This window comes from Acinetobacter sp. V115_6 (assembly GCF_031799025.1).
Classification (GTDB): domain Bacteria; phylum Pseudomonadota; class Gammaproteobacteria; order Pseudomonadales; family Moraxellaceae; genus Acinetobacter; species Acinetobacter pittii.
In genome coordinates, this window is sequence record NZ_JAVQNO010000021.1 from 230,807 (window position 1) to 252,762 (window position 21,956).

Annotated in this window: 24 protein-coding genes and 1 other RNA gene; 13 read left to right on the forward strand and 12 right to left on the reverse strand. The window is 38.0% G+C overall.

What is annotated here, in order from left to right; all coding sequences use genetic code 11:
• Positions 1-52: 52 nt before the first annotated feature.
• The 3 genes from rlmH to RMA94_RS09500 all read right to left on the reverse strand — a co-directional run bounded on the left by rlmH (position 53) and on the right by RMA94_RS09500 (position 4,312).
• Positions 53-532 carry a 23S rRNA (pseudouridine(1915)-N(3))-methyltransferase RlmH gene (gene rlmH, locus RMA94_RS09490; protein WP_002054393.1) on the reverse strand — a complete coding sequence of 160 codons (480 nt, stop codon included), beginning with the start codon at positions 530-532 and terminating at the stop codon, positions 53-55.
• Positions 533-836: 304 nt separating this feature from the next.
• The gene (gene lon, locus RMA94_RS09495) at positions 837-3,266 is read right to left on the reverse strand and encodes an endopeptidase La (protein WP_032037256.1); all 2,430 of its coding nucleotides are present in this window, start codon (positions 3,264-3,266) and stop codon (positions 837-839) included.
• A gap of 461 nt (positions 3,267-3,727) precedes the next feature.
• Positions 3,728-4,312, reverse strand: a complete 585-nt coding sequence (locus RMA94_RS09500) for a 5-formyltetrahydrofolate cyclo-ligase (RefSeq protein ID WP_068529191.1) — start codon at positions 4,310-4,312, stop codon at positions 3,728-3,730.
• Between the two features lie 239 nt (positions 4,313-4,551).
• On the opposite strand from RMA94_RS09500, the gene RMA94_RS09505 reads away from it, so the two are divergent.
• The 3 genes from RMA94_RS09505 (at position 4,552) to RMA94_RS09515 (ending at position 5,536) form a co-directional block, all read left to right on the forward strand.
• A complete protein-coding gene (locus RMA94_RS09505; RefSeq protein ID WP_017398660.1) occupies positions 4,552-4,896 on the forward strand; it encodes a hypothetical protein in 345 nt (114 codons plus the stop codon).
• A 112-nt stretch (positions 4,897-5,008) separates the two neighbouring features.
• Positions 5,009-5,122 (forward strand): hypothetical protein, encoded by a 114-nt coding sequence (locus RMA94_RS09510; protein WP_002117788.1) that lies wholly within the window; start codon positions 5,009-5,011, stop codon positions 5,120-5,122.
• A 93-nt stretch (positions 5,123-5,215) separates the two neighbouring features.
• Positions 5,216-5,536, forward strand: a complete 321-nt coding sequence (locus RMA94_RS09515) for a hypothetical protein (protein WP_068529188.1) — start codon at positions 5,216-5,218, stop codon at positions 5,534-5,536.
• A gap of 139 nt (positions 5,537-5,675) precedes the next feature.
• Here RMA94_RS09515 and ssrS read toward each other — a convergent pair.
• From ssrS to RMA94_RS09530, 3 genes are all read right to left on the reverse strand, one after another.
• Positions 5,676-5,860, reverse strand: a non-coding RNA gene (ssrS, locus tag RMA94_RS09520) — 6S RNA.
• A 192-nt stretch (positions 5,861-6,052) separates the two neighbouring features.
• On the reverse strand, positions 6,053-6,337 hold the full coding sequence (locus RMA94_RS09525; protein WP_005070547.1) for a cell division protein ZapA: 285 nt from the start codon (positions 6,335-6,337) through the stop codon (positions 6,053-6,055).
• Positions 6,334-6,894 carry a hypothetical protein gene (locus RMA94_RS09530; RefSeq protein ID WP_002117619.1) on the reverse strand — a complete coding sequence of 187 codons (561 nt, stop codon included), beginning with the start codon at positions 6,892-6,894 and terminating at the stop codon, positions 6,334-6,336. Before RMA94_RS09530 ends, RMA94_RS09525 begins: the two co-directional genes overlap by 4 nt.
• A gap of 64 nt (positions 6,895-6,958) precedes the next feature.
• Between RMA94_RS09530 and RMA94_RS09535 the strand changes: the two genes are divergently transcribed.
• The 5 genes from RMA94_RS09535 to RMA94_RS09555 all read left to right on the forward strand — a co-directional run bounded on the left by RMA94_RS09535 (position 6,959) and on the right by RMA94_RS09555 (position 11,906).
• A complete protein-coding gene (locus tag RMA94_RS09535) occupies positions 6,959-7,588 on the forward strand; it encodes a UPF0149 family protein (protein ID WP_130173730.1) in 630 nt (209 codons plus the stop codon).
• 67 nt (positions 7,589-7,655) lie between these two features.
• Complete coding sequence (pepP, locus tag RMA94_RS09540) at positions 7,656-8,978, forward strand: Xaa-Pro aminopeptidase (protein WP_130173728.1); 1,323 nt, start codon at positions 7,656-7,658, stop codon at positions 8,976-8,978.
• Between the two features lie 31 nt (positions 8,979-9,009).
• Positions 9,010-10,218 (forward strand): 2-octaprenyl-6-methoxyphenyl hydroxylase, encoded by a 1,209-nt coding sequence (gene ubiH / locus RMA94_RS09545; protein WP_125739134.1) that lies wholly within the window; start codon positions 9,010-9,012, stop codon positions 10,216-10,218.
• Complete coding sequence (locus tag RMA94_RS09550) at positions 10,215-11,447, forward strand: FAD-dependent monooxygenase (protein ID WP_311082680.1); 1,233 nt, start codon at positions 10,215-10,217, stop codon at positions 11,445-11,447. The genes ubiH and RMA94_RS09550 overlap by 4 nt, the downstream gene beginning before the upstream one ends.
• Positions 11,448-11,654: 207 nt before the next feature.
• Positions 11,655-11,906, forward strand: a complete 252-nt coding sequence (locus tag RMA94_RS09555; RefSeq protein WP_002117665.1) for a hypothetical protein — start codon at positions 11,655-11,657, stop codon at positions 11,904-11,906.
• 38 nt (positions 11,907-11,944) lie between these two features.
• On the opposite strand, the gene RMA94_RS09560 is transcribed toward RMA94_RS09555, so the two are convergent.
• Positions 11,945-12,346 (reverse strand): MerR family transcriptional regulator, encoded by a 402-nt coding sequence (locus tag RMA94_RS09560; RefSeq protein ID WP_044100633.1) that lies wholly within the window; start codon positions 12,344-12,346, stop codon positions 11,945-11,947.
• Between the two features lie 65 nt (positions 12,347-12,411).
• On the opposite strand from RMA94_RS09560, the gene RMA94_RS09565 reads away from it, so the two are divergent.
• Positions 12,412-13,053, forward strand: coding sequence for a cation transporter (locus tag RMA94_RS09565; protein ID WP_130173724.1), 642 nt, complete (start codon positions 12,412-12,414; stop codon positions 13,051-13,053).
• Between the two features lie 55 nt (positions 13,054-13,108).
• Here the strand turns inward: RMA94_RS09565 and RMA94_RS09570 are convergent, their stop codons facing one another.
• Entirely contained in the window at positions 13,109-13,711 is a 603-nt protein-coding gene (locus RMA94_RS09570) for a LysE/ArgO family amino acid transporter (protein WP_057068558.1), read from the reverse strand.
• 105 nt (positions 13,712-13,816) lie between these two features.
• On the opposite strand from RMA94_RS09570, the gene RMA94_RS09575 reads away from it, so the two are divergent.
• Positions 13,817-14,707, forward strand: a complete 891-nt coding sequence (locus RMA94_RS09575) for a LysR family transcriptional regulator ArgP (RefSeq protein ID WP_311082683.1) — start codon at positions 13,817-13,819, stop codon at positions 14,705-14,707.
• Between the two features lie 2 nt (positions 14,708-14,709).
• On the opposite strand, the gene rsmI is transcribed toward RMA94_RS09575, so the two are convergent.
• On the reverse strand, positions 14,710-15,546 hold the full coding sequence (rsmI, locus tag RMA94_RS09580) for a 16S rRNA (cytidine(1402)-2'-O)-methyltransferase (RefSeq protein WP_311082684.1): 837 nt from the start codon (positions 15,544-15,546) through the stop codon (positions 14,710-14,712).
• A 209-nt stretch (positions 15,547-15,755) separates the two neighbouring features.
• Here rsmI and RMA94_RS09585 point away from each other — a divergent pair, with 209 nt between their 5' ends.
• The 3 genes from RMA94_RS09585 (at position 15,756) to RMA94_RS09595 (ending at position 17,811) form a co-directional block, all read left to right on the forward strand.
• Positions 15,756-16,157: a YraN family protein gene (locus RMA94_RS09585; RefSeq protein ID WP_014206105.1), complete on the forward strand. Its 402-nt coding sequence runs from the start codon at positions 15,756-15,758 to the stop codon at positions 16,155-16,157.
• Positions 16,158-16,236: 79 nt separating this feature from the next.
• Positions 16,237-16,944 (forward strand): BON domain-containing protein, encoded by a 708-nt coding sequence (locus RMA94_RS09590; RefSeq protein ID WP_002117601.1) that lies wholly within the window; start codon positions 16,237-16,239, stop codon positions 16,942-16,944.
• A 3-nt stretch (positions 16,945-16,947) separates the two neighbouring features.
• Positions 16,948-17,811, forward strand: a complete 864-nt coding sequence (locus RMA94_RS09595) for an alpha/beta hydrolase (RefSeq protein WP_213385098.1) — start codon at positions 16,948-16,950, stop codon at positions 17,809-17,811.
• A 28-nt stretch (positions 17,812-17,839) separates the two neighbouring features.
• Here the strand turns inward: RMA94_RS09595 and nudC are convergent, their stop codons facing one another.
• From nudC to dnaQ, 3 genes are all read right to left on the reverse strand, one after another.
• Positions 17,840-18,583, reverse strand: coding sequence for an NAD(+) diphosphatase (gene nudC, locus RMA94_RS09600; protein ID WP_068529007.1), 744 nt, complete (start codon positions 18,581-18,583; stop codon positions 17,840-17,842).
• Positions 18,583-20,226: a chemotaxis protein gene (locus RMA94_RS09605; RefSeq protein ID WP_202724541.1), complete on the reverse strand. Its 1,644-nt coding sequence runs from the start codon at positions 20,224-20,226 to the stop codon at positions 18,583-18,585. Before RMA94_RS09605 ends, nudC begins: the two co-directional genes overlap by 1 nt.
• 131 nt (positions 20,227-20,357) lie before the next feature.
• Positions 20,358-21,737, reverse strand: coding sequence for a DNA polymerase III subunit epsilon (gene dnaQ, locus RMA94_RS09610; protein WP_311082687.1), 1,380 nt, complete (start codon positions 21,735-21,737; stop codon positions 20,358-20,360).
• Positions 21,738-21,956: the final 219 nt, after the last annotated feature.

Below are 21,956 nucleotides of genomic sequence, written 5' to 3' on the forward strand. Positions count from 1 at the left end.
AAAAGTATCCTGATTTCAACGGATTGTTCTTAAAATGAAACGTTTGTTCCTTTTATGCACGGTGATAAGGATGATTATGATTAATGCTCATCGCTCGGTAAAGCTGCTCGATTAATAAAACACGTACTAAAGGATGGGGCATGGTAAGTTTTGAGAGTGACCAATGCCAAGCAGCTGCTTTACGTACTTGATCTGACAAACCATCTGGACCGCCAATCGCAAGTGCTACATCATTACCCTCAAGCATCCATTGTTTCATTGTATCAGCTAATTTTTCTGTACTTAGTTCCCGACCACCAACTTCAAGAGCAATTAAGGTTTCATTCGGTTTTAAAGCATTTAAAATACTTTCGCCTTCAATTTGGCAATACTTTAAAATATCCGCTTCTGAATCATTCTTACCACGTTTGGCCATAGGTAGTTCAATAACTTGAGTTTGAACAAAAGGTTGGATGCGTTTGAAATAATCTTCAAAACCAGTAAGAACCCAAGCAGGCATTTTTTGACCAATGGTCAGAATACGAATTTTCATGTTATCTATTCATTCAAATACAGCTGGCGCATTATACCTGATGAATGAAAGTATCTGACGATCTAAAAAGCTGGCATAAAAAACGCAGTCCAAAAAACAGTGTTGGACTGCGATCAAATGATCATCTGTCTGGAGTTCAGATGATCATAGAGAATAAAAACAAGGCTATCTAAGAATTAGATAGTTAAGAGTACTCATTTATTTAAATACTCTTATTACCTATTATGAGGATGGTTGGATATTTTTCAATCAAATTGTGTAACAAAAAAAAGAGAGCCGAAGCTCTCTTTTTCTATATTTTTAATTAGTGACGTGCTGCTTTTGAGCCTTCCACCGGTTTTACAATCGGTGTTTTAGGTAAAGGCTTTGGCAACGAAACTAATGCTAAAGGTAAGATGTCATCAATACTTTTCACAGCTTTGATTTCCAAACCTTCTTTAACATTCGCAGGAATTTCTGCTAAGTCTCGAACGTTGTCTTGAGGAATAAATACAAGTTTAATTCCACCGCGGTGTGCTGCAAGAAGTTTTTCTTTTAAGCCACCAATACGCATTGCACGACCACCTAAGCTTGTTTCACCAGTCATTGCAATATCAGGACGAATTGCAATACCTGTAAATGCTGATACAAGCGCAGTTGTTAATGCTAAACCAGCAGATGGGCCATCTTTTGGTGTTGCACCTTCAGGTAAGTGAACGTGTACATCAGTTTCTTCAAAACGAGAAGCTTCAATACCTAACTCATCGGCACGTGTACGCACTAAAGTCATTGCTGTAGTAATAGATTCTTTCATTACGTCACCGAGTGAACCGGTTGTAATGAATTTACCTTTACCTTTAACCGCTGCAACTTCAATAGTAAGTAACTCACCACCTACAGATGTCCAAGCTAGACCATTTACACGTCCCACTTGTGCTTCATCTTCTGCAATACCAAAGTCAAACTTATGTGGACCTAAGTATTCTGGAAGATTGGCAGAAGTCACATCAAGCTGTAAGTTTTTAGACTTTTTACTTACTGCTTCTTTTACCACTTTACGTGCAATTTTAGACACTTCACGCTCTAAACTACGTACACCAGCTTCACGCGTATAACGTTGAACAATGTCACGGATCGCTTCTTCATGAATTGTTAACTCTTTTGGACGTAAACCATTGTTCTTAATTGCTTTTGGAACAAGGTAACGTTCAGCAATGTTAACTTTCTCATCTTCGGTGTAACCCGGTAGACGAATAACTTCCATACGGTCAAGCAAGGCTTCTGGAATATTCATACTGTTTGCAGTACAGATGAACATCACTTCAGATAGGTCAAGATCAAGATCTAAATAGTGATCGTTGAACTTGCTATTTTGTGATGGATCTAATACTTCAAGCAATGCAGAAGCAGGATCGCCACGGTAGTCTTGCGCCATCTTGTCAATTTCGTCGAGTAAGAACAATGGATTCTTCACGCCAACTTTTGTTAAAGATTGCACAATTTTACCTGGCATCGCACCAATATAAGTACGACGGTGACCACGAATTTCAGCTTCGTCACGTACACCACCGAGTGCCATACGAACAAATTCACGACCTGTTGCTTTCGCGACAGACTCACCAAGTGAAGTTTTACCTACACCAGGAGGGCCTACTAAACATAGAATCGGACCTTTGAGCTTTTTAACACGCGACTGAACAGCTAAGTATTCAACAATACGGTCTTTTACATCATCTAAGCCGTAGTGATCTGTATCGAGAATTTCCTGTGCTTTCGCAAGGTTAATACTCACTTTGCTCGCTTTATTCCACGGCGTATCTAAAATTACTTCTAGATAGTTACGTACAACAGCTGCTTCACTAGACGCTGGTTGCATTGCTTTAAGCTTACGGAACTCAGCTTCAGCTTTTTTACGTACGTGTTCAGGTAAATCAGCTTCAGCAAGACGTTTCTCTATCTCAGCAACGTCATCTTCAGCACCGCCATTCATATCAGAAAGTTCACGTTGAATGACTTTCATTTTTTCATTTAGAAAGTATTCACGTTGGTTTTTTTCCATTTGGCGTTTTACGCTGTCATGCAAAGTTTGTTCAATTTGCTGTTCAGCAGATTGATTTACCAAGTAGCTCATAAGCTCTTGCAAATGTGCTTCAAACTCATCGTGCTCTAAAAACTTCTGTTTAATTTCAATATTTAGAGGCACACGTGTTGCTACGAAGAACATGAGTTGTAGCAAGTCTTCAATTTTATTAGCCGCAGCAACGAGTTCACGTGCATTACGTAATTTTGCTTCAGCATATTGAGCAAATAAAGTACGTAACTCTTGCAAACGAGTTTCTTGAGTAGCTTTATCTACGTTAATTGTCATTGGACTTAAGCTGTGTTCAGCAGTCAAATGGCTATCTTCATCGATAATCTTTTCAAGTTTAGAGCGATGTAAACCTTCAATAAGTACTTTAATGCAGTTTTCATCATTCTCATGATTTACGACTTGAACAATCTTAGCGACAGTTCCGTACTGATAAAGGTTATCGTGATCAATTTCTTCTGTAAGCGAATCTTTTTGCGCAACTACAAATACTAAATTGTCACTGTTACGAGCCACATCAACTGCATTGATCGATTTTTCACGACCCACGAATAACGCAATTTGCATGTGTGGGTAAACCACAACATCACGCAACGCTAAAAGTGGTAATACACTTGGAACCTGAGGCTCTAAGTCAGTTTTTTCATTCATAATAAGTTCAGACATGGGCACTCCTAATGAGTGACAACGAGGTTGCCATGTTTTTTATAGTGATGTGTATTTTAAAAATTACAAGGGCCTCACTAGAGAAAATGTGGAAAAAAGGACTAATTTAGTCAACTTTTTTTTAAAAATGTTATGAATCAAGAGATTAATTCTTAAGAAGAATAAAATTTTGTATTAATGCTAAGTAATTTAGCTTAATAATTATAAATATCCATATCACAAAAAATGTTTATGAATAGAAAGTAATCATTTTGTGGGCGATTTATAGACATTATATGGTTAACAATAATTCACAACTTATTCAATGTTTGGTGCCTAATAGAGGTGCTAATATAAGTTGGTGAAACGGTCTGTCACGTAAAAGTAACCATCCTTAGGGTGGTTACTTTTATGATTTTGAAAGACATAAAAGTAAAAAACTGGTTTTATCTGACTAAATTTTATTAGTTTTTATATAAATATTATCTTTTAAAATAATAAACACGTTGAGGTGTGAGTAAAGCATCTAATGGCTGATCCCAACTCTGACGTTTTAAAGTATGTTCGATAAATTGAAATTGATGAGCTAACCCTAAACGATAAGGTTTGTGTTTTGCACTTGCCAAGGTACGATCATAATAACCACCTCCCATGCCAATACGTGTACCATATCGATCACATGCCAGAAGTGGCATGATCAATAAATCAAGTGATGAAACATGTTTTGCTCTAGTTGCCATCGGTTCTTTCATTCCCAATGGGTGATGCGAAAAACGTCGGTTTATATATTGGTTTTTAGAAATTTTTACCCAGACTAAACGCTGGTTCATTGAACAAATCATCGGTAAATAAACTTGTTTATTCTTTTTAAAACATAATTCTATGAGAAGCTCTGTGTGAACTTCTCCAAAGGCATGCAAATATAAACCAATTTTTTTGGAAGAATGAAAAATGGGCAGGGTATTTAAATGATGAAGAATATCAAGTTGAGCTTGTTTTTGCTCAAATGAACTTAAAGAACGTCTTTTAGATCTTAAATTTTTTCTAATAAAGCTGAGTTCATTCATGTATAAATCTAACTAAGATTAAAGATCAGTCATGCAAAATTATACCTATTTTTCGACAGCTTTATGGAAATAGGAGGTTAATTCGAAATAACTTAAATTCGTTGGAGCAATAGTCACAAATTGATCTGATCTATTGTGTTTAACTATTAAAAATTCTATTTCTTTACGTATTGTCAGTATTTCTTTACATTTAATAAGGTTAAGTATATTTAAAAGATTAATGCAGAATTGTTAAGCCTATGAAGTTGAAAATTTTAACCATTACAATAAGTATTGGTCTGCTACTTGGTGGATGTACGAAACAAGCCGAACCTGAAGCGGCGGAAGTTGATTATAAAGCTCAATTTGAAGAATCAGATCGTAAAATAGGAGAGTTTTTAGATCAACTAGATAACCCGAATACACCGCAAGAAGTTAAAGTCAAAATCTTATGTCATGACTATCCAGAAGTTTATAAGACCCAATATATGCCTGCCTTAATAAAAATTTCGCCTAAACCTTATACCGAAGAGAAATTATTATCAGATTTGAAAAGTGCGACGGACTACTATAAGGATGCTTTTGCGATTAGATGCACTCAATAAGTTTGTTTTGATTTTAATCTCAAAAAATCCGATAAATGTGAATTGATTGGCATTATTGGGTTGTGATAAATTTTCTTCTATCTTTATAAGTGAAAGTTTAGGGGATTTAGATATGGAAATCTTAAAGTTCTTACAGAGTTTTAATACAGTTGGTACATACTTAACGATCGCTTCAACCGTTTTAGTAGGTCTAATTATTTATTTTTATGTGATTAATCCAGCATAAAAACCTTTAAAAGAAATAGGGATCAATTTCCTATTTCTTTATTAATAATAAAATTCTGTAATTAATTTAAAGCTATAAAAATAAGGTAGGTACATGAAGTTTAAATTATTTTTTCTTGGTTTTTTTGCTTTTGGCTGTTATGCCGATGAAAGTGTAAATGACCCCGAAATTTGTAATGTGGTAAAGAAAGTTTCTTATACTGTCATGGAAGCGCGTCAACAAAAAGTCCCATCTGAAGACTTGCAACATATAGCGAATAGTCTTGAAGATCCAAAGGCAAAACAACTTTATCAAGATTTAATTACTTCTGCTTACTCAACCAAAGTATTCAAGACCAGCTTCTTTAAACGAAAAGCGATAGAAGATTTTCAAACAGCTTGGTATCAAGAATGCCTGAGTAGAAAAGAAAGGTAATTTTGAATTCAGAGACTCATTCATCTCTAAAATAATAATATCATGCTTATTGAATGCTTGAGAAAAGATCGTACCGACAGGTCTGTATTGAAAGGCAAATTAAAATAAATATTTGAAATTTTATTATTTAATTAAAAGTAAATGCTCCGAAGATGCCGCTGCATGTGTCGTTACCCTGAACCCGATGAGTTCAAGGTGGACGCGACGTATACTTGCTGGGTTTCCTACTCGAAGGTAGGCATACACTCTAAATATACAGAACGCAATCCATAAGTTTAAGTATCGGCAGGGGAATAGACCCGCTGGCGAACATCCCAGAGATAGCTTAAGTATAACCGATCTGACTATGTTGGCAATCACTTGAGTCTATGGAACTGTAAACTTAGTTTGCGTTTGATGAAGCTTTGTACATTGAAAGTGGATAAAACGATATTCAACCGTAATGGATAGTCAAAAATAAAAAAGCCTTGCATCTATGATTTATAGAGCAAGGCATTTTGTGGTAATCAAAGCTTGTTAAATAACCTGTTCCACATCTTCTAAAATCGTTTGCAGTAGACGTTCACAGTGAGTGTATTCCTGCAAAGATTTATTAAGACTCAGCACTTCTTGAGTTAACTGTAGAGCGACCATAATGACTAGTTTGTTGTGCTCAACACGTGGGGCACTACGGCGCATGTCATTAAATTTCTCATTGAGAAGTTGCGCTGCGCGTTCAAGTTCATCTTTTTTATCTGAGGTAGTCGCGAGTCTAAAAGTCTGCTCAATCAGCCTAAGCTCTACCATGACTTGTTCACTCATGATTGGATCTCCTCACCAGTTTCAGCATTAGGATGGGCAAGTTGCTGGATTTCTTGAGCGTGTTGATCTTGAGCAGTGCCTAAAATTCCTAAACGCTGAATAATGGCTTCAACTTTTGATTTGGCAAGCTCATTTTTTTGTAACAAACGGTCACGATCTTGTTGTAAATCATGCAGCTCTTGTTGGGTTTGACGCTGGTGGGCTTGTAACTTCTCTTTTGCAACACGTAATTCATTTCGTTCTGCAAGAATTTCTTGAAAACGATTTTTTAAATCAGTCGTACTTTTTTCTAATCGGCTATAACGTTCGGCAAGTGTGTTAGCATCTTGATTCAATTGTTGAAATTGGCCTTTTAACTGAGAAAGTTGCTCAGTTACTGACTCAATTTCCTCTTGTTTTTTAGTGATAATACTATTTTTTTGCACAACTTGTGCGTGATGCTCTGTTTCAGCCAGTTCTTTAGCTTCCGAGAGTGCCGCATGTTCACTCTCTAAATGATGTAAGCGTGTTTTTAAAACGCTAATATGCGCTTGTAGCCGCTGTAATTGTTCTAACATAACGAGGTCGCACAGAATTGCAATCAAAGGTAATATATACAAAGTATAGAGATTGGATAAACGAATGCAAGACGATATTTCAGGCTGGACAGATTGGAACGCTCATTTTGAAGGAATTGAAGAAATTTCAAGCCCTAGTGAGTTACATGGTCTGTTAACAGGTATTGTTTGTGTGACAGAAGCGCCTACGCGTGAAGAATGGTCACAAATTTTAACAACCCTTAATGTGCCAGAGTTAAGTGAAGATGCTTTAGCGCTTTTGACTGACGAAGCAGAAGATGTGGTTCATGCTTTATCTGAAGATGAATTAGATTATCTACCAATGCTTCCAGATGATGAACATCTACTTCAAGAGCGTGTGCAAGCACTATCTGATTGGTGTGCGGGTGTTGTGTTAGGTTTTGGTTTGGCATCGGGTCATGTTCGTGGTGATGAGCGCGAATTGATTGAACACCTTCAAGATGTTGCTGCAGTTGAATTTGAAGATTCTGACAATGATGAGGAAGGTGAAAGCAGTTACGAAGAATTGTATGAATTTGTACGCTTAATCCCTGTGAGCTTGTCTATTGGCAGAAAAAAAATCACTGTAGCTGAAAGTTCTTTATTGAAAAACTTTCATGCAAAAAGTAAAAATGCAGCTCTAGGTACAGATCAGAATATTGTAGAAATGTTCACACCACATCGTCCAAGCTAATTGAGGCGATGTGTTATTGGTTGTATTTTATTTTTTGACTTTAAAATTCTAAATCAAGTAGATCATTATGAAATTGCCTCAAGCTGATTTTCAACATCGTAGAGACCGTTTAGCAGAAAAAATGGGTCCTAACAGTATTGCAATTATTGCAACGCGTGAGGAGATGTACCGTAATCGTGATGCGGATTATAAATTCCGTGCCGATAGTAGTTTTTTCTATTTGACGGGCTTTGCTGAGCCTGAGGCAGTTGCAGTTATTGAAACTTTTGAGGATGTAACTGACTATAGCTATAGTCTTTTTTGCCGTGAACGTAACCGCGAGATGGAAATCTGGAATGGTTACCGTGTCGGAATTGACGGTGCAATCGAAGACTATGATGCAGATGAAGCCTATGCAATTGATCTACTTGATGAGGAAATTATTGAAAAGTTATTAAATAAAGAACGCCTTTATTATCGGATTGGGCAAAATGCTGCGTTTGATGCACGGGTGAGCCAGTGGATTAAAAAAGCAGATGCTGAGCATCGACATCAAGGTGCTCCAGCTCAACTGGTACAGCTCGACCGTATTGTCGATGAAATGCGGTTAATTAAGTCACCACAAGAACTTGAGCTGATGCAAATTGCCTCAAAAATTAGCGCTCAGGCACATACCCGCGCGATGCAAATGGTGCGTCCAGGTATGATGGAATATGCGCTAGAAGCCGAACTCAATTATATTTTCGGGCAAAACGGCTGTGTCCCGTCTTATAACAGTATTGTTGGTGGTGGGGCTAATGCCTGCATTTTGCACTATGTTGAAAATAACCAACCTCTTAAAGATGGTGATTTAGTCTTAATTGATGCTGCATGCGAATATGAGTTCTATGCGTCGGATATTACCCGTACTTTTCCGGTAAATGGTAAATTTAGTGCTGAACAAAAAGCATTATATGAAGTTGTATTGGCTTCTCAATATGCGGCGATTGATGCAGTACGCATTGGTAATTCGTACCGTGAGCCTCATGAAGTAGCAGTTAAAATTTTAACCGAAGGCTTAGTGGATTTAGGTCTGCTCAACGGGGATATTAACGAACTTATCGAAACCGAAGCATACCGTCAATTTTATATGCATGGTACAGGTCATTGGTTAGGAATGGATGTACATGATGTCGGGTCTTACAAAAAAGGTGAAGACTGGCGTCAATATGAAGAAGGTATGGTCGTTACCGTTGAACCAGGCCTATACATTGCACCAGACGATGAAACTGTAGATAAAAAATGGCGTGGTATTGGTATTCGTATTGAAGATGATGTGGTCGCAACCTCAAAAGGTCCACGAGTTTTAACTGCTGATGTAGTTAAAAATATTGCAGATATTGAACATTTAATGGCGCAAGCTAAATCATAATTAAACGTATTCGCCAAAGGAGCACAACTCGATGCAACAACACGTGATTATTGTAGGTGGGGGAATGGTTGGACTTAGCCTTTCACTCATGCTGGCGAAGGCTAATATTGCAGTAAAGCTGTTAGAAGCTGTGAAATACCCAAACTATGATGATCAAAATGTTGCCCCTTATCATTCCAGTTTTGATGCGCGTAATACGGCTTTATCGCGTCGTAGCGTCCAGATTTATCAGAAGCTGGGGTTATGGGATGCATTACAGCAGCACGCGACTCCAATTCTACAAGTTCACATTACTGAACAAGGCAGTTTTGGTAAGGCACGATTAATTGCAGAACAAGAAAAAGTCGAAAGCTTTGGGCAGGTGATTGAAAATGCTTGGTTGGGTCGTGTTTTATTGACTCAAGTACGTCAGCAGCCTTTGATTGAGCTGATTGATGGCGTTCAAGTGACTGCTTTAACTCAAGATGCTGAGCAAGTACATATTGAGGCCAAGCGTGGTGATGAAGTTTTAAAACTTGAGTCAAAACTATTAATCGCCGCAGATGGGCGTGACTCTTTCTGTCGTCAGGCAATTGGCGTCGATGTTGATGTTCATGATTATGATCAGGTTGCAATTGTCACTACCGTTCAGACTTCAAAACCCCATGAGCAAGTAGGTTTTGAGCGTTTTAGTGCATTAGGTCCTTTAGCTTTGTTGCCTTTACCGGGCGAATATCGCCGTTCGGTTGTATGGCCTGTTAAAAAAGGCACTGAAAGTGAGTGGTTAGGCGATGAAAATGATCAGCATTTCTTAAATGCTTTACAACAAACTTACGGTGACCGAGCTGGTAAATTTGAAAAAACCGGCAAACGCTTTAGTTATCCGCTTTCACAAGTGCTTGCACATAAACAAGCTGTAGGTCGTGTTATTTTGATGGGTAATGCAGCGCATACAATCCATCCTGTTGCAGGACAGGGCTTTAACCTATGCCTACGTGATGCGGATGTTTTAGTGCGTTATTTAGTAAACCAGCTAACCTCTTCTGACGATATTGGCAACCCTGATAATTTACTGGCTTATGAACAGGCCCGTTTGTCAGATCAACAGCGAGTAATTAAGTTCTGTGACACCGTGGTTCGTGGTTTTAGTAATCAAAATCCATTATTAAAATTAATTCGTAATACGGGATTAATTGCATTTGATGTCATTCCAGGTGTTAAACCACTGGTAGCGAACTATGCAATGGGGTTAAAAGCATGAGTGAAGTACTAGATGTTGTCATTGTTGGTGGTGGGCTGGTTGGTGGTTTAACAGCTTTATTACTTGCACAAGGTGGTGTACAGCCTACTGTGCTTGACGCTGCTCCTGTACTGGATGTTGAAAAAACACTAAGTGTGATGAATCCGCGTGTTTTAGCACTGAGCCAAGCGACCATTCATTTACTTAAAACTGTCAATGTTTGGGATGATCTAGCACGTCAAATGCCATATACAGGAATGCAAGTGTGGAATCTGAATGGCTATGGTGAAATTAATTTTGGTCACGAGTCCGTACAAAGACCAATGCCAGAACAGGCCTTGGGTTCTATGGTTGAGCCAAGTGTGTTGAATGTTGCTATTCAACAAAAAATGCTTGAGCAGTTAACAGATTATCGTACTCAAGTTCGCGTGACTCGCATTGAGCAGGGTGTTGGTTGTTGGTATATTCAATTGGCAGATGGTACGACACTTAAAACAAAGCTGCTGATTGGTGCAGATGGTGCCAATTCATTTGTACGAGAACAGGCCTTTATTGACCTAGATGTCTTAGATTACAAGCAAGCAGCGATTAGTTGTGCCATTAAAACATCTAAACCCCACAATCATGTTGCTCGTCAAATTTTCTTACCTACAGGGCCTTTAGCTTATTTGCCGATGGCTAGTCTTGAAGAAAGTGAAAATGGCTACTGGCAGTCAATTGTCTGGACACTACCTGATGATTATGCCGATGAATATTCTGCTTTAACCGATCATGAATTTATGCAGCTTTTAACTCGTGAAAGCCAACATATGTTGGGTGAAGTGTTAGATGTACGTTCAAGAGCCCAATTCCCACTCAAAGCGCGCGCCGCAAAACAGTATGTGAAAGCTGGTTTAGCTTTAATTGGGGATGCAGCACATGTGATTCATCCACTTGCTGGACAAGGGGTAAATATTGGTTGTTTAGATGCGGCTGTACTCTGTGATGCACTGTTACATGATTTAGCGCGTGGCGTATGGGCAAATGAACAGACATTGTTGCGTTATGAGCATCGCCGTAAAGGCCAGAATGATGCAATGATGCATAGCATGTCGGCAATTGGCTGGTTGGAAAGTAGTGAGCTATTTCCATTTATCTGGGCTCGGAATGTGGGACTCAAGCAAGTTGAACAAATTTCCTTCTTAAAAGAGCGTTTTATGCAACAAGCAAACGGTTTAGGGTCTTTACAAAACACCCAGTATAGTCGTTAAAATAATTACGAAGTTTATGCTCTACTGGTCTAAATAAATATCAGTAGATATTTTTTAAACAATCATTTATATATCATTACCAATTGGGTTGAAAAAGATACACATTTGACCAATTTGGCTCTTTGCTAAATGCAAAGAGATTGCTAAATTTCTGAGGTCTTGGGACCATAGCGATGATGCAATAGAAATCATTCTGGGGAGTGAAAAATGTCAGATATCAATGATTATGAAGATGCAGAAGATTCTGCTGTAGATGAAGATGAAGCGAAGGCAGCTGAAAGCGGTGCAGCTGATGAAGAAGCAAGCAGTATTAATGATACTGATATTGCTGAGGCAGAAACACTGACTGTGACTGCTAAGCAAAAACAGCGCCAAGCGCTGGAAGATGAAGTTGCCGCATTTTTAGCTCGAGGGGGGAGAATTACTGAAGTTCCTCCAGATGAACATAGCGACCATTAATCCTAAAAAGCATCACATGAGTGATGCTTTTTTTATTTTTAAAGCGAGTTTTGCAGTTCTCTCAGGATCCCGCATTCATCTACTGTTCGATTGGTAGAGCAATGCTGTTTTAAATCAATTAAAGATTCTTTTAAAAGTAATAATCGTTCGATTTTTTCTGATACTTCTTTTAAGTATTTATCGACTAAATTATCAATTTCTGTGCAGGCCTGTTTAGGCTGAGTTTTCATTTCTTTTAATGTTTTAATATCACTTAGTGAAATATCTAATTCACGGCAATGCTTAATAAATAAAAGGTCTGCAAGTGTTTGTTCGGTATAAACACGATAATTATTTTCTGAACGTTGGATGCGATCAAGTACACCTACTTTTTCGTAATAACGGATCGTATCAATTGGAATATCCGCTTTTTTTGATAATTGACCAATAGAAAGACTCATAAGACTTGACTCTGGAGCTGCTCAAGGGTTTTTAATCACTATAAAAGAGTTTTTGAGGAAATAAAATGGCTGGATGTGGTTGTGCTTCAACATGTTCTCCTTCAAAGAAGGTGAGTCCACGTTTTAGAAAAGCGTTATGGATTGCACTCGTGATCAATGGCTTAATGTTTGTGGTGGAAATATTGGGAGGTTATAAGGCCCAATCTGTTTCACTTTGGGCAGATGCATTGGACTTCGCCGGAGATGCAGCAAATTATGCATTATCTTTAGTCGTTCTTTCGATGAGTTTATATTGGCGTGCGACAGCGGCATTAGTTAAAGGAATAACGATGGCGGCTTTCGGCGTTTTTGTCATTGCGAAAGTGATCTGGTCGTATTTTTATGGTGTTTCACCCGAACCAATGGTGATGGGGGCAATTGGTATAATGGCTTTAATTGCTAACGTTTCTGTCGCGCTTATGCTTTATGCATTTCGTGATGGTGATGCCAACATGCGCTCTGTTTGGTTGTGCAGTAGAAATGACTCAATTGCCAATATTGCTGTAATTTTAGCGGCGGTTGGGGTATTTGGAACAGGCAGTGTATTTCCCGATTTATTTGTTGCCTTTGTCATTGCATACTTGGGTGTATCTTCTGGCTATGCTGTTATAAAACAGTCACAACAAGAAAGAAAACAGGCAAGAGTTATAGTTGCCAGTGAAGCGTAATACTAAAGAGTAATAAAAAAGGATCTTTTTATGATCCTTTTTTAATTTTAAGCCGTTAAAACAAGAGGGTTATAGCGATACTCCACATAACGCAACCAATAATGAAATCTAAAATTTTCCAAGCTTTGGGATTGGTAAATAGTGGCTTTAATAATCTTGCACCATAGCCCAGACTAAAAAAGAAAACCCAAGAGGCAAGAATGCTGCCCAAAGCAAAACTCACTTTATCTTCAAGCTGAGTTGCAACTGAACCAATCAGAACAATAGTGTCTAAATAGACATGAGGATTAAGCCAAGTAAAGGCAAGACAGGTCACTAATGCTTGAGTTAATGTTTGTTTTTGACTGCTATCAAGGACCATACTTTGGGTAGTCTTAAATGCAGCATAAAATGCTTTGGCACCGTAAACTAATAAAAACGTTGCCCCTAAATATTTAGCTACGGTAATTAAGATAGGTGATGCCGTCATGATTTCGGCAAAGCCTAATACACCACAGGCAATTAAAATTGAGTCGGACAGAGCGCAGATTAAACACAACCAAAATACATATTGCTGTTTAAGTCCTTGTTTTAGGACAAAAGCATTTTGAGCTCCAATTGCTACGATAAGCCCACTGCCAATACCGAAACCTTTAAAAAATATACTAAGAGAGAACATAACAATAAGGTGAAAAAATCAGATGCGGGAATTATCTGACTTTTTATTAAGAAATAAGTAAAATTAAGAATATTTAGGTTTGGCTAAAAAAAATTTAGGCTTGATATGTTAGATAGCAAACAGTGTGAAGCCTTTCTTGCAGTAGCAGAATTGGGAAGTTTTGATGCGGCAGGGGAGCATTTATATATTACACCCTCGGCAGTGTCCTTACGCGTACAGGCTTTAGAAAAATATTTAGGACAAATTCTAATTATAAGGGGGCGCCCGTGTGTGCTCACTCAAGCAGGGCAAACTTTATTACAACATTTACGGCATACGAGGTTAATGGAGCAAAATTTATTACAAGGTTTGATGGGAAAATCATCAGAATCTGAATTTTATAAAATTGCTCTAGCTTCAAATGCAGATTCATTAGCTACTTGGCTTTTACCAAATATTCAGCAAACGCTTTTTAAAGAAAAAATAGTATTAGAACTAAAAATTGATGATCAATCTCACACGCACACTTTATTGGAGACAGGACAAGTCAATGCCTGTATTTCGGCAGAAGAGCAGGTCATGTCAGGTTGTTTAGCTCAACCACTAGGAAAAATGCGTTATAAAATGTTGGCCTCTGCTGAATTTGTAAATAAATGGTTCAGTGCTGGAGTGAATAGAGACGCATTAAGAAAAGCACCAGCAGTTATTTTTAATCATAAAGACTTAATGCATTCAGAGGTCTTACTAAAAGGATACGGTTTACCGATGCAAAGTTATCCTTATAGTTTTATTCCAGCAACAGATGCTTTCGTCAAAGCAATTCAATTAGGTTTAGGCTATGGCATGGTGCCCGAGTTGCAGGTTCAGTCACTACTCGAAAATGGAATACTTGTTGATATTATGCCTGAAGCCGAACTTGATGTTCCTTTATATTGGCACCACTGGAAAAGACAGTCGCAGCAACTTGATGTATTAACTGAGACAATTGTTCAGTCAGCAAAACAGATATTGAGATAAGTTTAAGATTGGGTTAACTCAAGCGCACGTTGATAAGCAATTTTTTTCTTAATACCTGTTAAATCGGCAGCCAGTTGAGATGCCGCTTTAACAGATAAATCTTGAAGTAAACGCTTTAAAAGCTCATCTAGTTTTTCTTGTTCCAGATCTGTTTTTTCTGGTGCACCGCCAACTACAAGAACAATTTCGCCTTTTTCTTGATTGTGATCATTTTCAATAAAACTGACTAAATCTTTTAAAGTCATTTTTTTGATAGTTTCAAAGGTTTTGGTAATTTCACGTGCGAAACCTACAGGGCGGTTTTCACCAAATACCTCAGCCATATTTTTTACACATTCTAAAATACGGTGTGGTGCTTCATAGAAAATTAAGGTCTGAGTTTCATTTTTGAGTTTTTCTAATTGAGAAATACGTTGAGAAGCTTTTGATGGCAAAAATCCTTCAAAACTAAAACGATCGCTCGGTAGACCTACTGCACTTAGAGCGGCAATTGCAGCACATGCGCCAGGCACAGGAACAACTTTAATGCCATGTTCTTGAGCAGCTCGAACTAACTTAAAACCAGGGTCACTAATAAGTGGTGTACCGGCATCACTAATTAAAGCAATGTTATCGCCTGCAAGTAATTTTTGAACTAACTGCTCAATTTTATTACTTTCATTGTGGTCATGACATGCAGTAAGTTGAGTCGATATATTATAGTGCTTAAATAATTGTGCTGATTGACGTGTATCTTCGGCAGCTACAATAGAAACTGATTTTAAAATATCAATTGCACGGAAAGTCATATCATCTAAGTGCCCGATTGGGGTGGCTACAACGAATAACTGAGCACTCATTTGGTTTTACTCCGTACAGATAAACAATTTTAATGGGGTAGTTTACCCGAAATTATGATTTGGGCGTGAACAATGTCTGCTAACCTTTGCTTTTCCAAAATGATCTGATTTTCATTTGTTCAATTTAAATCAAAAAGTACGGGTGGATTTAACGAAATAATTTAAGCATCAAAATATGTGGTGCTACTTTTAATTTGGGGAAGATAAGAATGTTAATAGCGCAGCAGTTGGGAAAATGGGCAGAGCAAACAGCTTTAAACCTGTTGCAAAAGCAAAACTATGTATGGGTAACCAGTAATTACCATTCACGCCGTGGTGAAGTGGATTTGATTGTTAAAAGAGGGCAAGAGCTGGTTTTTGTTGAGGTAAAGGCGCGTACTATAGGAAATTATGGACAGGCTTGCGAAATGGTAACGAGAACAAAGCAGAAGAAAATTATTAAAACCGCGATGCGTTTTTTACAGCGCTACCCATCTTATCAGGATTTTTATTGTCGTTTTGATGTGATTTGTTTTGATTTTCCACAGAAAATTGCAAAAACAGTACAGCAAGACTTTTCAAATTTCCATTATGATCTGCAATGGATCGAAAATGCATTTACTTTGGATTAAGAGTTCATTACTCTTTTGAGCAAATTAAAACCGATGTTTTATGATCAAGCCAAGAAGAGATTGATAGGAGTCTGGTGGAGTGTTGAAACGTATTGCTGTAACAGCGCTTTGTGTCGCAAGTTTGTCAGGTTGCGCAAGTTTTATTTCTGGTGGAACAGGTACAGCTCCAGTCGGAACAGATAGTGGTGTACGTAGCTTAGGTCAGGTATTCATTGATTCTTCAATTAAACGTACAGCGAATATTAACCTCTATAAGCTTGATCAGCGTTTTAAACAATCACGTATTAATATCGAAAGTTTCCACAGTACTGTTTTATTAACAGGACAAGTGCCAGACCCATACTTGAAACAATTGGCAGAAGACAATCTTAAAGCTATGAGTGATGTAAAAGCTGTACATAACTACATTACCGTGGGTAATAAGGTCAGCTATAACACGATCATGCAAGATGCTGGTGTAACTGCAAATACACGTGCTCTATTAATGAAAGCGCCAGTTGTATCGGATAGTAAAGTACTTGTCCATACCGAAGACGGCGTACTTTATGTGATGGGTCGTTTAAATACAGCTGAAATTAATGATTTAAATAATGTGCTTCAAAATGTTGGTAACGTGACCAAAATTGTGACACTCATTGATAACGTTGATTTAGCACCTGCGCCAGCGGCGAGTACGGCTAGTGCAACGACTACACCAATTATTAATAACGTCATTGCTCAACCAACAGTTCAAACTCCTGTTGCAATTGATCCTGACCAAACAGATCCAGCTTCGAATGCACAGTAATATATGAATCTGATTGAACAACTACTAAGTAAAATTGAACAGGCGCGAACTCTTTATAAAGAGTTCCGCCTTTATGATTTGGGGAGTTTTGCTTTAAACCGTTTTACGCCAAAAGATGGTTTTGAACAGGTCGCAAATGTACGTTATGGTCTAAAGCCGCGTCACCGTTTGGATATTTACCGATCTATTAAAAAACTAGCACATCAGCCTCTTATTGTTTTTGTACATGGTGGTGCTTGGCAACATGGTAATAAGCGAGATTATCTTTTTATTGGTGAGACGTTTGCTAAAGAAGGTTATGATGTTGCAGTTATCAACTATCAATTAGCTCCTAAAAATATTTTTCCGAGTTTTGTTGATGACCTGACTCAGGCATTGAATTATTTACATCAAAACCAAGACAAACTAGAAATTTCTACAGAAAATGTTGTGCTTATGGGACATTCGGCAGGGGCATTTAATGTAATGTCTGCTGTTTATCACCCAACGCCAAATCCTATTCAATGTTTAGGAAATATTAAGGCGATTTTCGGTTTAGCTGGACCTTATCATTTTGATTATAAGGGTGATCCACTAGCTGAAGATGCTTTTGATCAAAGTATTTCTTATCAAGAGGTGATGCCATACTATTTCGTCAATCAAAATAGTATTAAACATTACTTGCTCATGGCTGAAAATGATCAGCTTGTCGGCAAAGAGAATACATTGGATTTGGATCGGGCTTTAAGACAGAGTGGAAATCACAGTCATATCGCTGTGATTCCCAAAACTGGACATATTACAATTTTGGCCAGTCTTTCTAGCTTTATTAGCCACTATTTCAGAACGAAAAGAACGATCTTACATTTTCTTGAAGAAGTGTTTTAAACGAGAGTCTCGTTTAAAACACGCCAGATTACCCAGCTTGAGTAATCTGCATAATCATTGAATGAGCAATACTTCCTTTAAACGGAATCTCAGGTAATTGATTAATTTTGAAGAATTGTGCATCTGCAATTTCTTCTTCTTGAAGCTTAATTTCACCCGACTCATATTCTGCCCGAAATGCCACCATAAGGTTACTTGGGAATGGCCAAGGCTGGCTGGACATATACTGAATATTTTTAAGTTTTAAACCTACTTCTTCAAAGGCTTCACGTTGTACTGCCTCTTCAAGTGTTTCGCCCACCTCAACAAAACCTGCAATCAAACCATACATATTGGTTTTGTTATGAACTGATTTAGCCAGCAAGATTTCATCATCACCACGAGTAATCACGGTAATAATGCAAGGGTTTACACGAGGATATTGGTGGTAGCGACAAGAAGGGCATACCATCGCATATTCAGTTGGATGAACTTCTGTTGGATGTCCACAATGGCTACAAAACTTATGATTGCGTCGCCATTCAAGTAACTGTACAGCGCGGCTTGCTTGTAAGAACTGTTCTTTCGACCAGCTGGTAATGAGTTGGCGAATGGGAACCAGTTGTAAGCCTTCGGGAATGGGTTCCTCAGCAAGCAAGTCACGTGCAATGACCTGCTCATCATGAGTGAAAAGTAAATCACTTGCTAACTTTTCGACTTTAGGTAGTTGGAGATTCTGGTCAACCAGTAATTGTTGATGATGGAAAATATAAGCAAGTGATAATTCAGACATTAAGCTGCCTTTTTTTGAAGTTGTTGACTACTCGACAATGCTACATTAAACATGGATTGTAGAACAGGTTGTTTATTTTTTAAATTGTCAACTAACATGTCAATGCCTGCTAATACGTTAAAAATACAGTGAATTTGGTCTGTATTAAAAGGCTGGTTTTGTTCAAGTTGCTCTTGAACAAATTGGGCAGTTTGGAGTAAAGCATGTTGTTGAGTCGTGCTTCCTAAAAATTCGGCCGCACCTGCTAACTCTTTTAATGAACCTGCAATGGCTTCAATATTTTGTGTTTGGTCATTGGCATACAACGTAAGACTCTGACAGATAAAATCAATTAAATTTTTTGTTTCGGTAAGCAAAGCTTGATGAGCTTCGTCAAGACGGTCTAAAGAAATAGCCGTATTATTCACGCTAAGTTGTAGACGATTTGACGTGTAATTGCGTACCAAAATACCAATTGAGTTCATGGCAGATAAAATGCTGTTCATGAGCTGCTGAGCATAGTTTTCATCACTTAAAATGTTAAGTTGACTTAAACTGCTGGCTTGTTGAGAAAGCGCAGAGGCGGCTTCATCAAGGTTTAGGAGTTTAAAGGTATGAGCCAGTTGTAAAAGGCTCGCTTGTAGTTGCTGTGCTTTTTCAGGCGACATATTTTGGTAGTTGTATTCAATATCGTTTCGCACCTTATTCATTTCATCCAAGATTAATTGGCTGACAGTGTGCATCGTGTCAAAGTCAGGACCAAAGAGATGGCGACTTAAAACGAGTAATTGAGTATCAGTCGGTGTTTCATCACCAATATGAAGTTGGTTACGAATAAGATGAGAAATCTCATCTTCTTGAGCGATGACAATACTTAAAATATCTGCGAATGCCGCTAAATTAGGTTCAAAACTTTCGGGTGCTGCCAAAAATAGAGCAATATGACTTTCAATATTAATCAGTACACGTAGGCGTGAATCATTTAAAAGTAGGTCATCAATATGGTTAAAAGCGTAATTGACGAGCTGCCAATATTTTTGGCTTGGCTGAGTATTCGCCATGCTGACCAAATAGGTTGCAATAAGTTTAAAGGCTTGAAAATTCTGAGCTGATGCTGTCTTTTTCAAAAATTGATGGAGAGATAGTTTGTAGAGTTGATGGATAAACTGAGTTTTTTCACTAATTAATATTTCAGGCAAGGGTAGTTCAAGCGAAGTATTTGCAAGTAAAGGAACAATAGCTTGCCCCGATGTAGTTAGAGGCTTATTCAAAGCTAATTCTAAATTATTTAAGGTCGTAAGAAGAAATTGTGGAACTTGTATTTCACGCAAACAGATAAATTCAATATAGCGCTTTACCATGGTCGTGCCTTCGCTTAGGGCAACCACATCATCCGTATTAATTTGGGTTGGATTCGCAATAATTTTTTGCATCAACTCAGTCGAATATTGAGTAATTTTTGCAAGATAAGGAACATCAATTAAGCGTAGAACTTGAGTGCATTGTTTAAACTGTTCTAATGCATCATCAATACCAAAAGGGAGAGCCTGTTCTTCAATTAAGGTACTTACTGCACCTTCAACCAGTTTTATTGAACGATCAATTTCATGTTTAATGATGAGTAAAGCTGTTGGATCGAAATGAATCGACGTATGCTCAGACATAAACGTTCCCCTTTGCAAAAAAAATCAATTGTTATATTCGTAGTGCTCAATAATTTGAGCTAAAAATCTATGCGACTAATATAACTTAACTTACAAAGGGGAAAAGCTAAAAACACTAAAGAATCAAAAATTTATTTTGCAAAAAGGCAAGGTTCTCCGTGTTTTTCCTCATATTCTTTGACCCAAGTCTCATGTGTATTTAACTCTTCATCTGAAGGGTAAATTACAGGGAGGTCAATTTGAACTCTGCTTCTATTGGTTGTTTGCTGGCTATTTTCACTCTGAGATAAGGCATCTATATCAAAAGAAACCTGACCACCAGTCATTGCCAAGTAAACATCAGCAAGAATTTCAGCATCGAGTAATGCGCCGTGGAAAGTACGGTCACGTGCTGGAATTTCATAACGTCTTACAAGCGCATCAAGGGAGTTTTTTTGTCCCGGATGTTTGTTTTTCGCTAAAGCTAAAGTATCTGTTACCTCACATACTTCAGAAAGTGCAGGAAGTCCTACGCGCTTAAACTCCATATCAAGGAAGTTCATATCGAAGGTCGCGTTATGGGCAATAATCTCTGCACCTTTAAGATAGTCAAATAAGGTGTCAGCAATATCCGCATAGAGCGGTTTATCTTTTAAGAAATCATCACTGATACCGTGGATGTTTTCTGAGTCTCCCACTGGTTTTTGTGGGTTAATATAAATATGAATCGAGCTACCCGTAAGCTTACGGTTAATCATCTCAATCGCGCCCACCTCAATAATGCGGTCGCCATCTTGGAAATAAAAACCCGTAGTTTCCGTATCGAGAATCAGTTGTCGAGGACCTTGTAATTTTAATTTGGCTTCGGTCACAACGATTTGAGGATGAATATTATTGGTTGGCTGCTTAATTTCTTGTTCGGCAGTTTCAACTTCAATAATTTCTTCTTCCACAATAATCACCTCAACTTCTTCAGTTGCTTCAAGATGAATATTTTCTTCTTCAGTTGCGTCAGCTAGGTCAAACCCGAAAGGGTCATCTAGTAACCAGTCCTGTTCAGGCTTTTTTATATCTTGCGTTACAGTGGCAGACTGTGGTTGCTTGAGTTCTTTCGCAGTTTTGTCTGCACCTAAATTAGCAAGCTGGTCTGCCATTTCATTGCCTGGATGTCCTGCATGGCCTTTAATCCAGTTCCACTCAATATTTCTACCTGCACAGACAGCATCTAATTTCTGCCAAAGGTCAGGATTTTTTACATCTTTCCAATTTTTCTTTTTCCAGCCATGAATCCACTCAGTAATACCTTGCTTCACATAATTTGAATCTGTCCAGATAATCAAATGTGCATCGGCTGGGCAAAATGAAACACCTTCAATGGCAGCAGTGAGCTCCATACGGTTATTGGTCGTATCAGGCTCACCGCCAAATAATTTATGTTCACCCTGCTCAGTAATGACATATGCGCCCCAACCACCTAAACCCGGATTGCCACGACATGCACCATCAACATACAGTGTGATTGTTTGAGACATAAATCGAAACCTAAACTAAAAGAAAAAGAACTGAATATGGTGTATTGTATACGCAAAAAGTTCGGTTCCATCGTATCAAAGCAAGGTTTTTTTAATTTCTTGTAACATTTCCATGCAAATGACATTAAATTATTGCCTTGTCTATCTTGCATGCTTTACTACAATGGCATCGAAGACCTAGGGTTTGTGGGCAGACCCCAAAAAAATATTACGCGAGTT

What these genes read in the sequence shown, in the direction of transcription:
- rlmH (WP_002054393.1), bottom strand. Translation starts at nt 532, where the DNA reads ATGAAAATTCGTATTCTGACCATTGGTCAAAAAATGCCTGCTTGGGTT.
- lon (WP_032037256.1), bottom strand. Translation starts at nt 3,266, where the DNA reads ATGTCTGAACTTATTATGAATGAAAAAACTGACTTAGAGCCTCAGGTT.
- RMA94_RS09500 (WP_068529191.1), bottom strand. Translation starts at nt 4,312, where the DNA reads ATGAATGAACTCAGCTTTATTAGAAAAAATTTAAGATCTAAAAGACGT.
- RMA94_RS09505 (WP_017398660.1), top strand. Translation starts at nt 4,552, where the DNA reads ATGAAGTTGAAAATTTTAACCATTACAATAAGTATTGGTCTGCTACTT.
- RMA94_RS09510 (WP_002117788.1), top strand. Translation starts at nt 5,009, where the DNA reads ATGGAAATCTTAAAGTTCTTACAGAGTTTTAATACAGTTGGTACATAC.
- RMA94_RS09515 (WP_068529188.1), top strand. Translation starts at nt 5,216, where the DNA reads ATGAAGTTTAAATTATTTTTTCTTGGTTTTTTTGCTTTTGGCTGTTAT.
- RMA94_RS09525 (WP_005070547.1), bottom strand. Translation starts at nt 6,337, where the DNA reads ATGAGTGAACAAGTCATGGTAGAGCTTAGGCTGATTGAGCAGACTTTT.
- RMA94_RS09530 (WP_002117619.1), bottom strand. Translation starts at nt 6,894, where the DNA reads ATGTTAGAACAATTACAGCGGCTACAAGCGCATATTAGCGTTTTAAAA.
- RMA94_RS09535 (WP_130173730.1), top strand. Translation starts at nt 6,959, where the DNA reads ATGCAAGACGATATTTCAGGCTGGACAGATTGGAACGCTCATTTTGAA.
- pepP (WP_130173728.1), top strand. Translation starts at nt 7,656, where the DNA reads ATGAAATTGCCTCAAGCTGATTTTCAACATCGTAGAGACCGTTTAGCA.
- ubiH (WP_125739134.1), top strand. Translation starts at nt 9,010, where the DNA reads ATGCAACAACACGTGATTATTGTAGGTGGGGGAATGGTTGGACTTAGC.
- RMA94_RS09550 (WP_311082680.1), top strand. Translation starts at nt 10,215, where the DNA reads ATGAGTGAAGTACTAGATGTTGTCATTGTTGGTGGTGGGCTGGTTGGT.
- RMA94_RS09555 (WP_002117665.1), top strand. Translation starts at nt 11,655, where the DNA reads ATGTCAGATATCAATGATTATGAAGATGCAGAAGATTCTGCTGTAGAT.
- RMA94_RS09560 (WP_044100633.1), bottom strand. Translation starts at nt 12,346, where the DNA reads ATGAGTCTTTCTATTGGTCAATTATCAAAAAAAGCGGATATTCCAATT.
- RMA94_RS09565 (WP_130173724.1), top strand. Translation starts at nt 12,412, where the DNA reads ATGGCTGGATGTGGTTGTGCTTCAACATGTTCTCCTTCAAAGAAGGTG.
- RMA94_RS09570 (WP_057068558.1), bottom strand. Translation starts at nt 13,711, where the DNA reads ATGTTCTCTCTTAGTATATTTTTTAAAGGTTTCGGTATTGGCAGTGGG.
- RMA94_RS09575 (WP_311082683.1), top strand. Translation starts at nt 13,817, where the DNA reads ATGTTAGATAGCAAACAGTGTGAAGCCTTTCTTGCAGTAGCAGAATTG.
- rsmI (WP_311082684.1), bottom strand. Translation starts at nt 15,546, where the DNA reads ATGAGTGCTCAGTTATTCGTTGTAGCCACCCCAATCGGGCACTTAGAT.
- RMA94_RS09585 (WP_014206105.1), top strand. Translation starts at nt 15,756, where the DNA reads ATGTTAATAGCGCAGCAGTTGGGAAAATGGGCAGAGCAAACAGCTTTA.
- RMA94_RS09595 (WP_213385098.1), top strand. Translation starts at nt 16,948, where the DNA reads ATGAATCTGATTGAACAACTACTAAGTAAAATTGAACAGGCGCGAACT.
- nudC (WP_068529007.1), bottom strand. Translation starts at nt 18,583, where the DNA reads ATGTCTGAATTATCACTTGCTTATATTTTCCATCATCAACAATTACTG.
- RMA94_RS09605 (WP_202724541.1), bottom strand. Translation starts at nt 20,226, where the DNA reads ATGTCTGAGCATACGTCGATTCATTTCGATCCAACAGCTTTACTCATC.
- dnaQ (WP_311082687.1), bottom strand. Translation starts at nt 21,737, where the DNA reads ATGTCTCAAACAATCACACTGTATGTTGATGGTGCATGTCGTGGCAAT.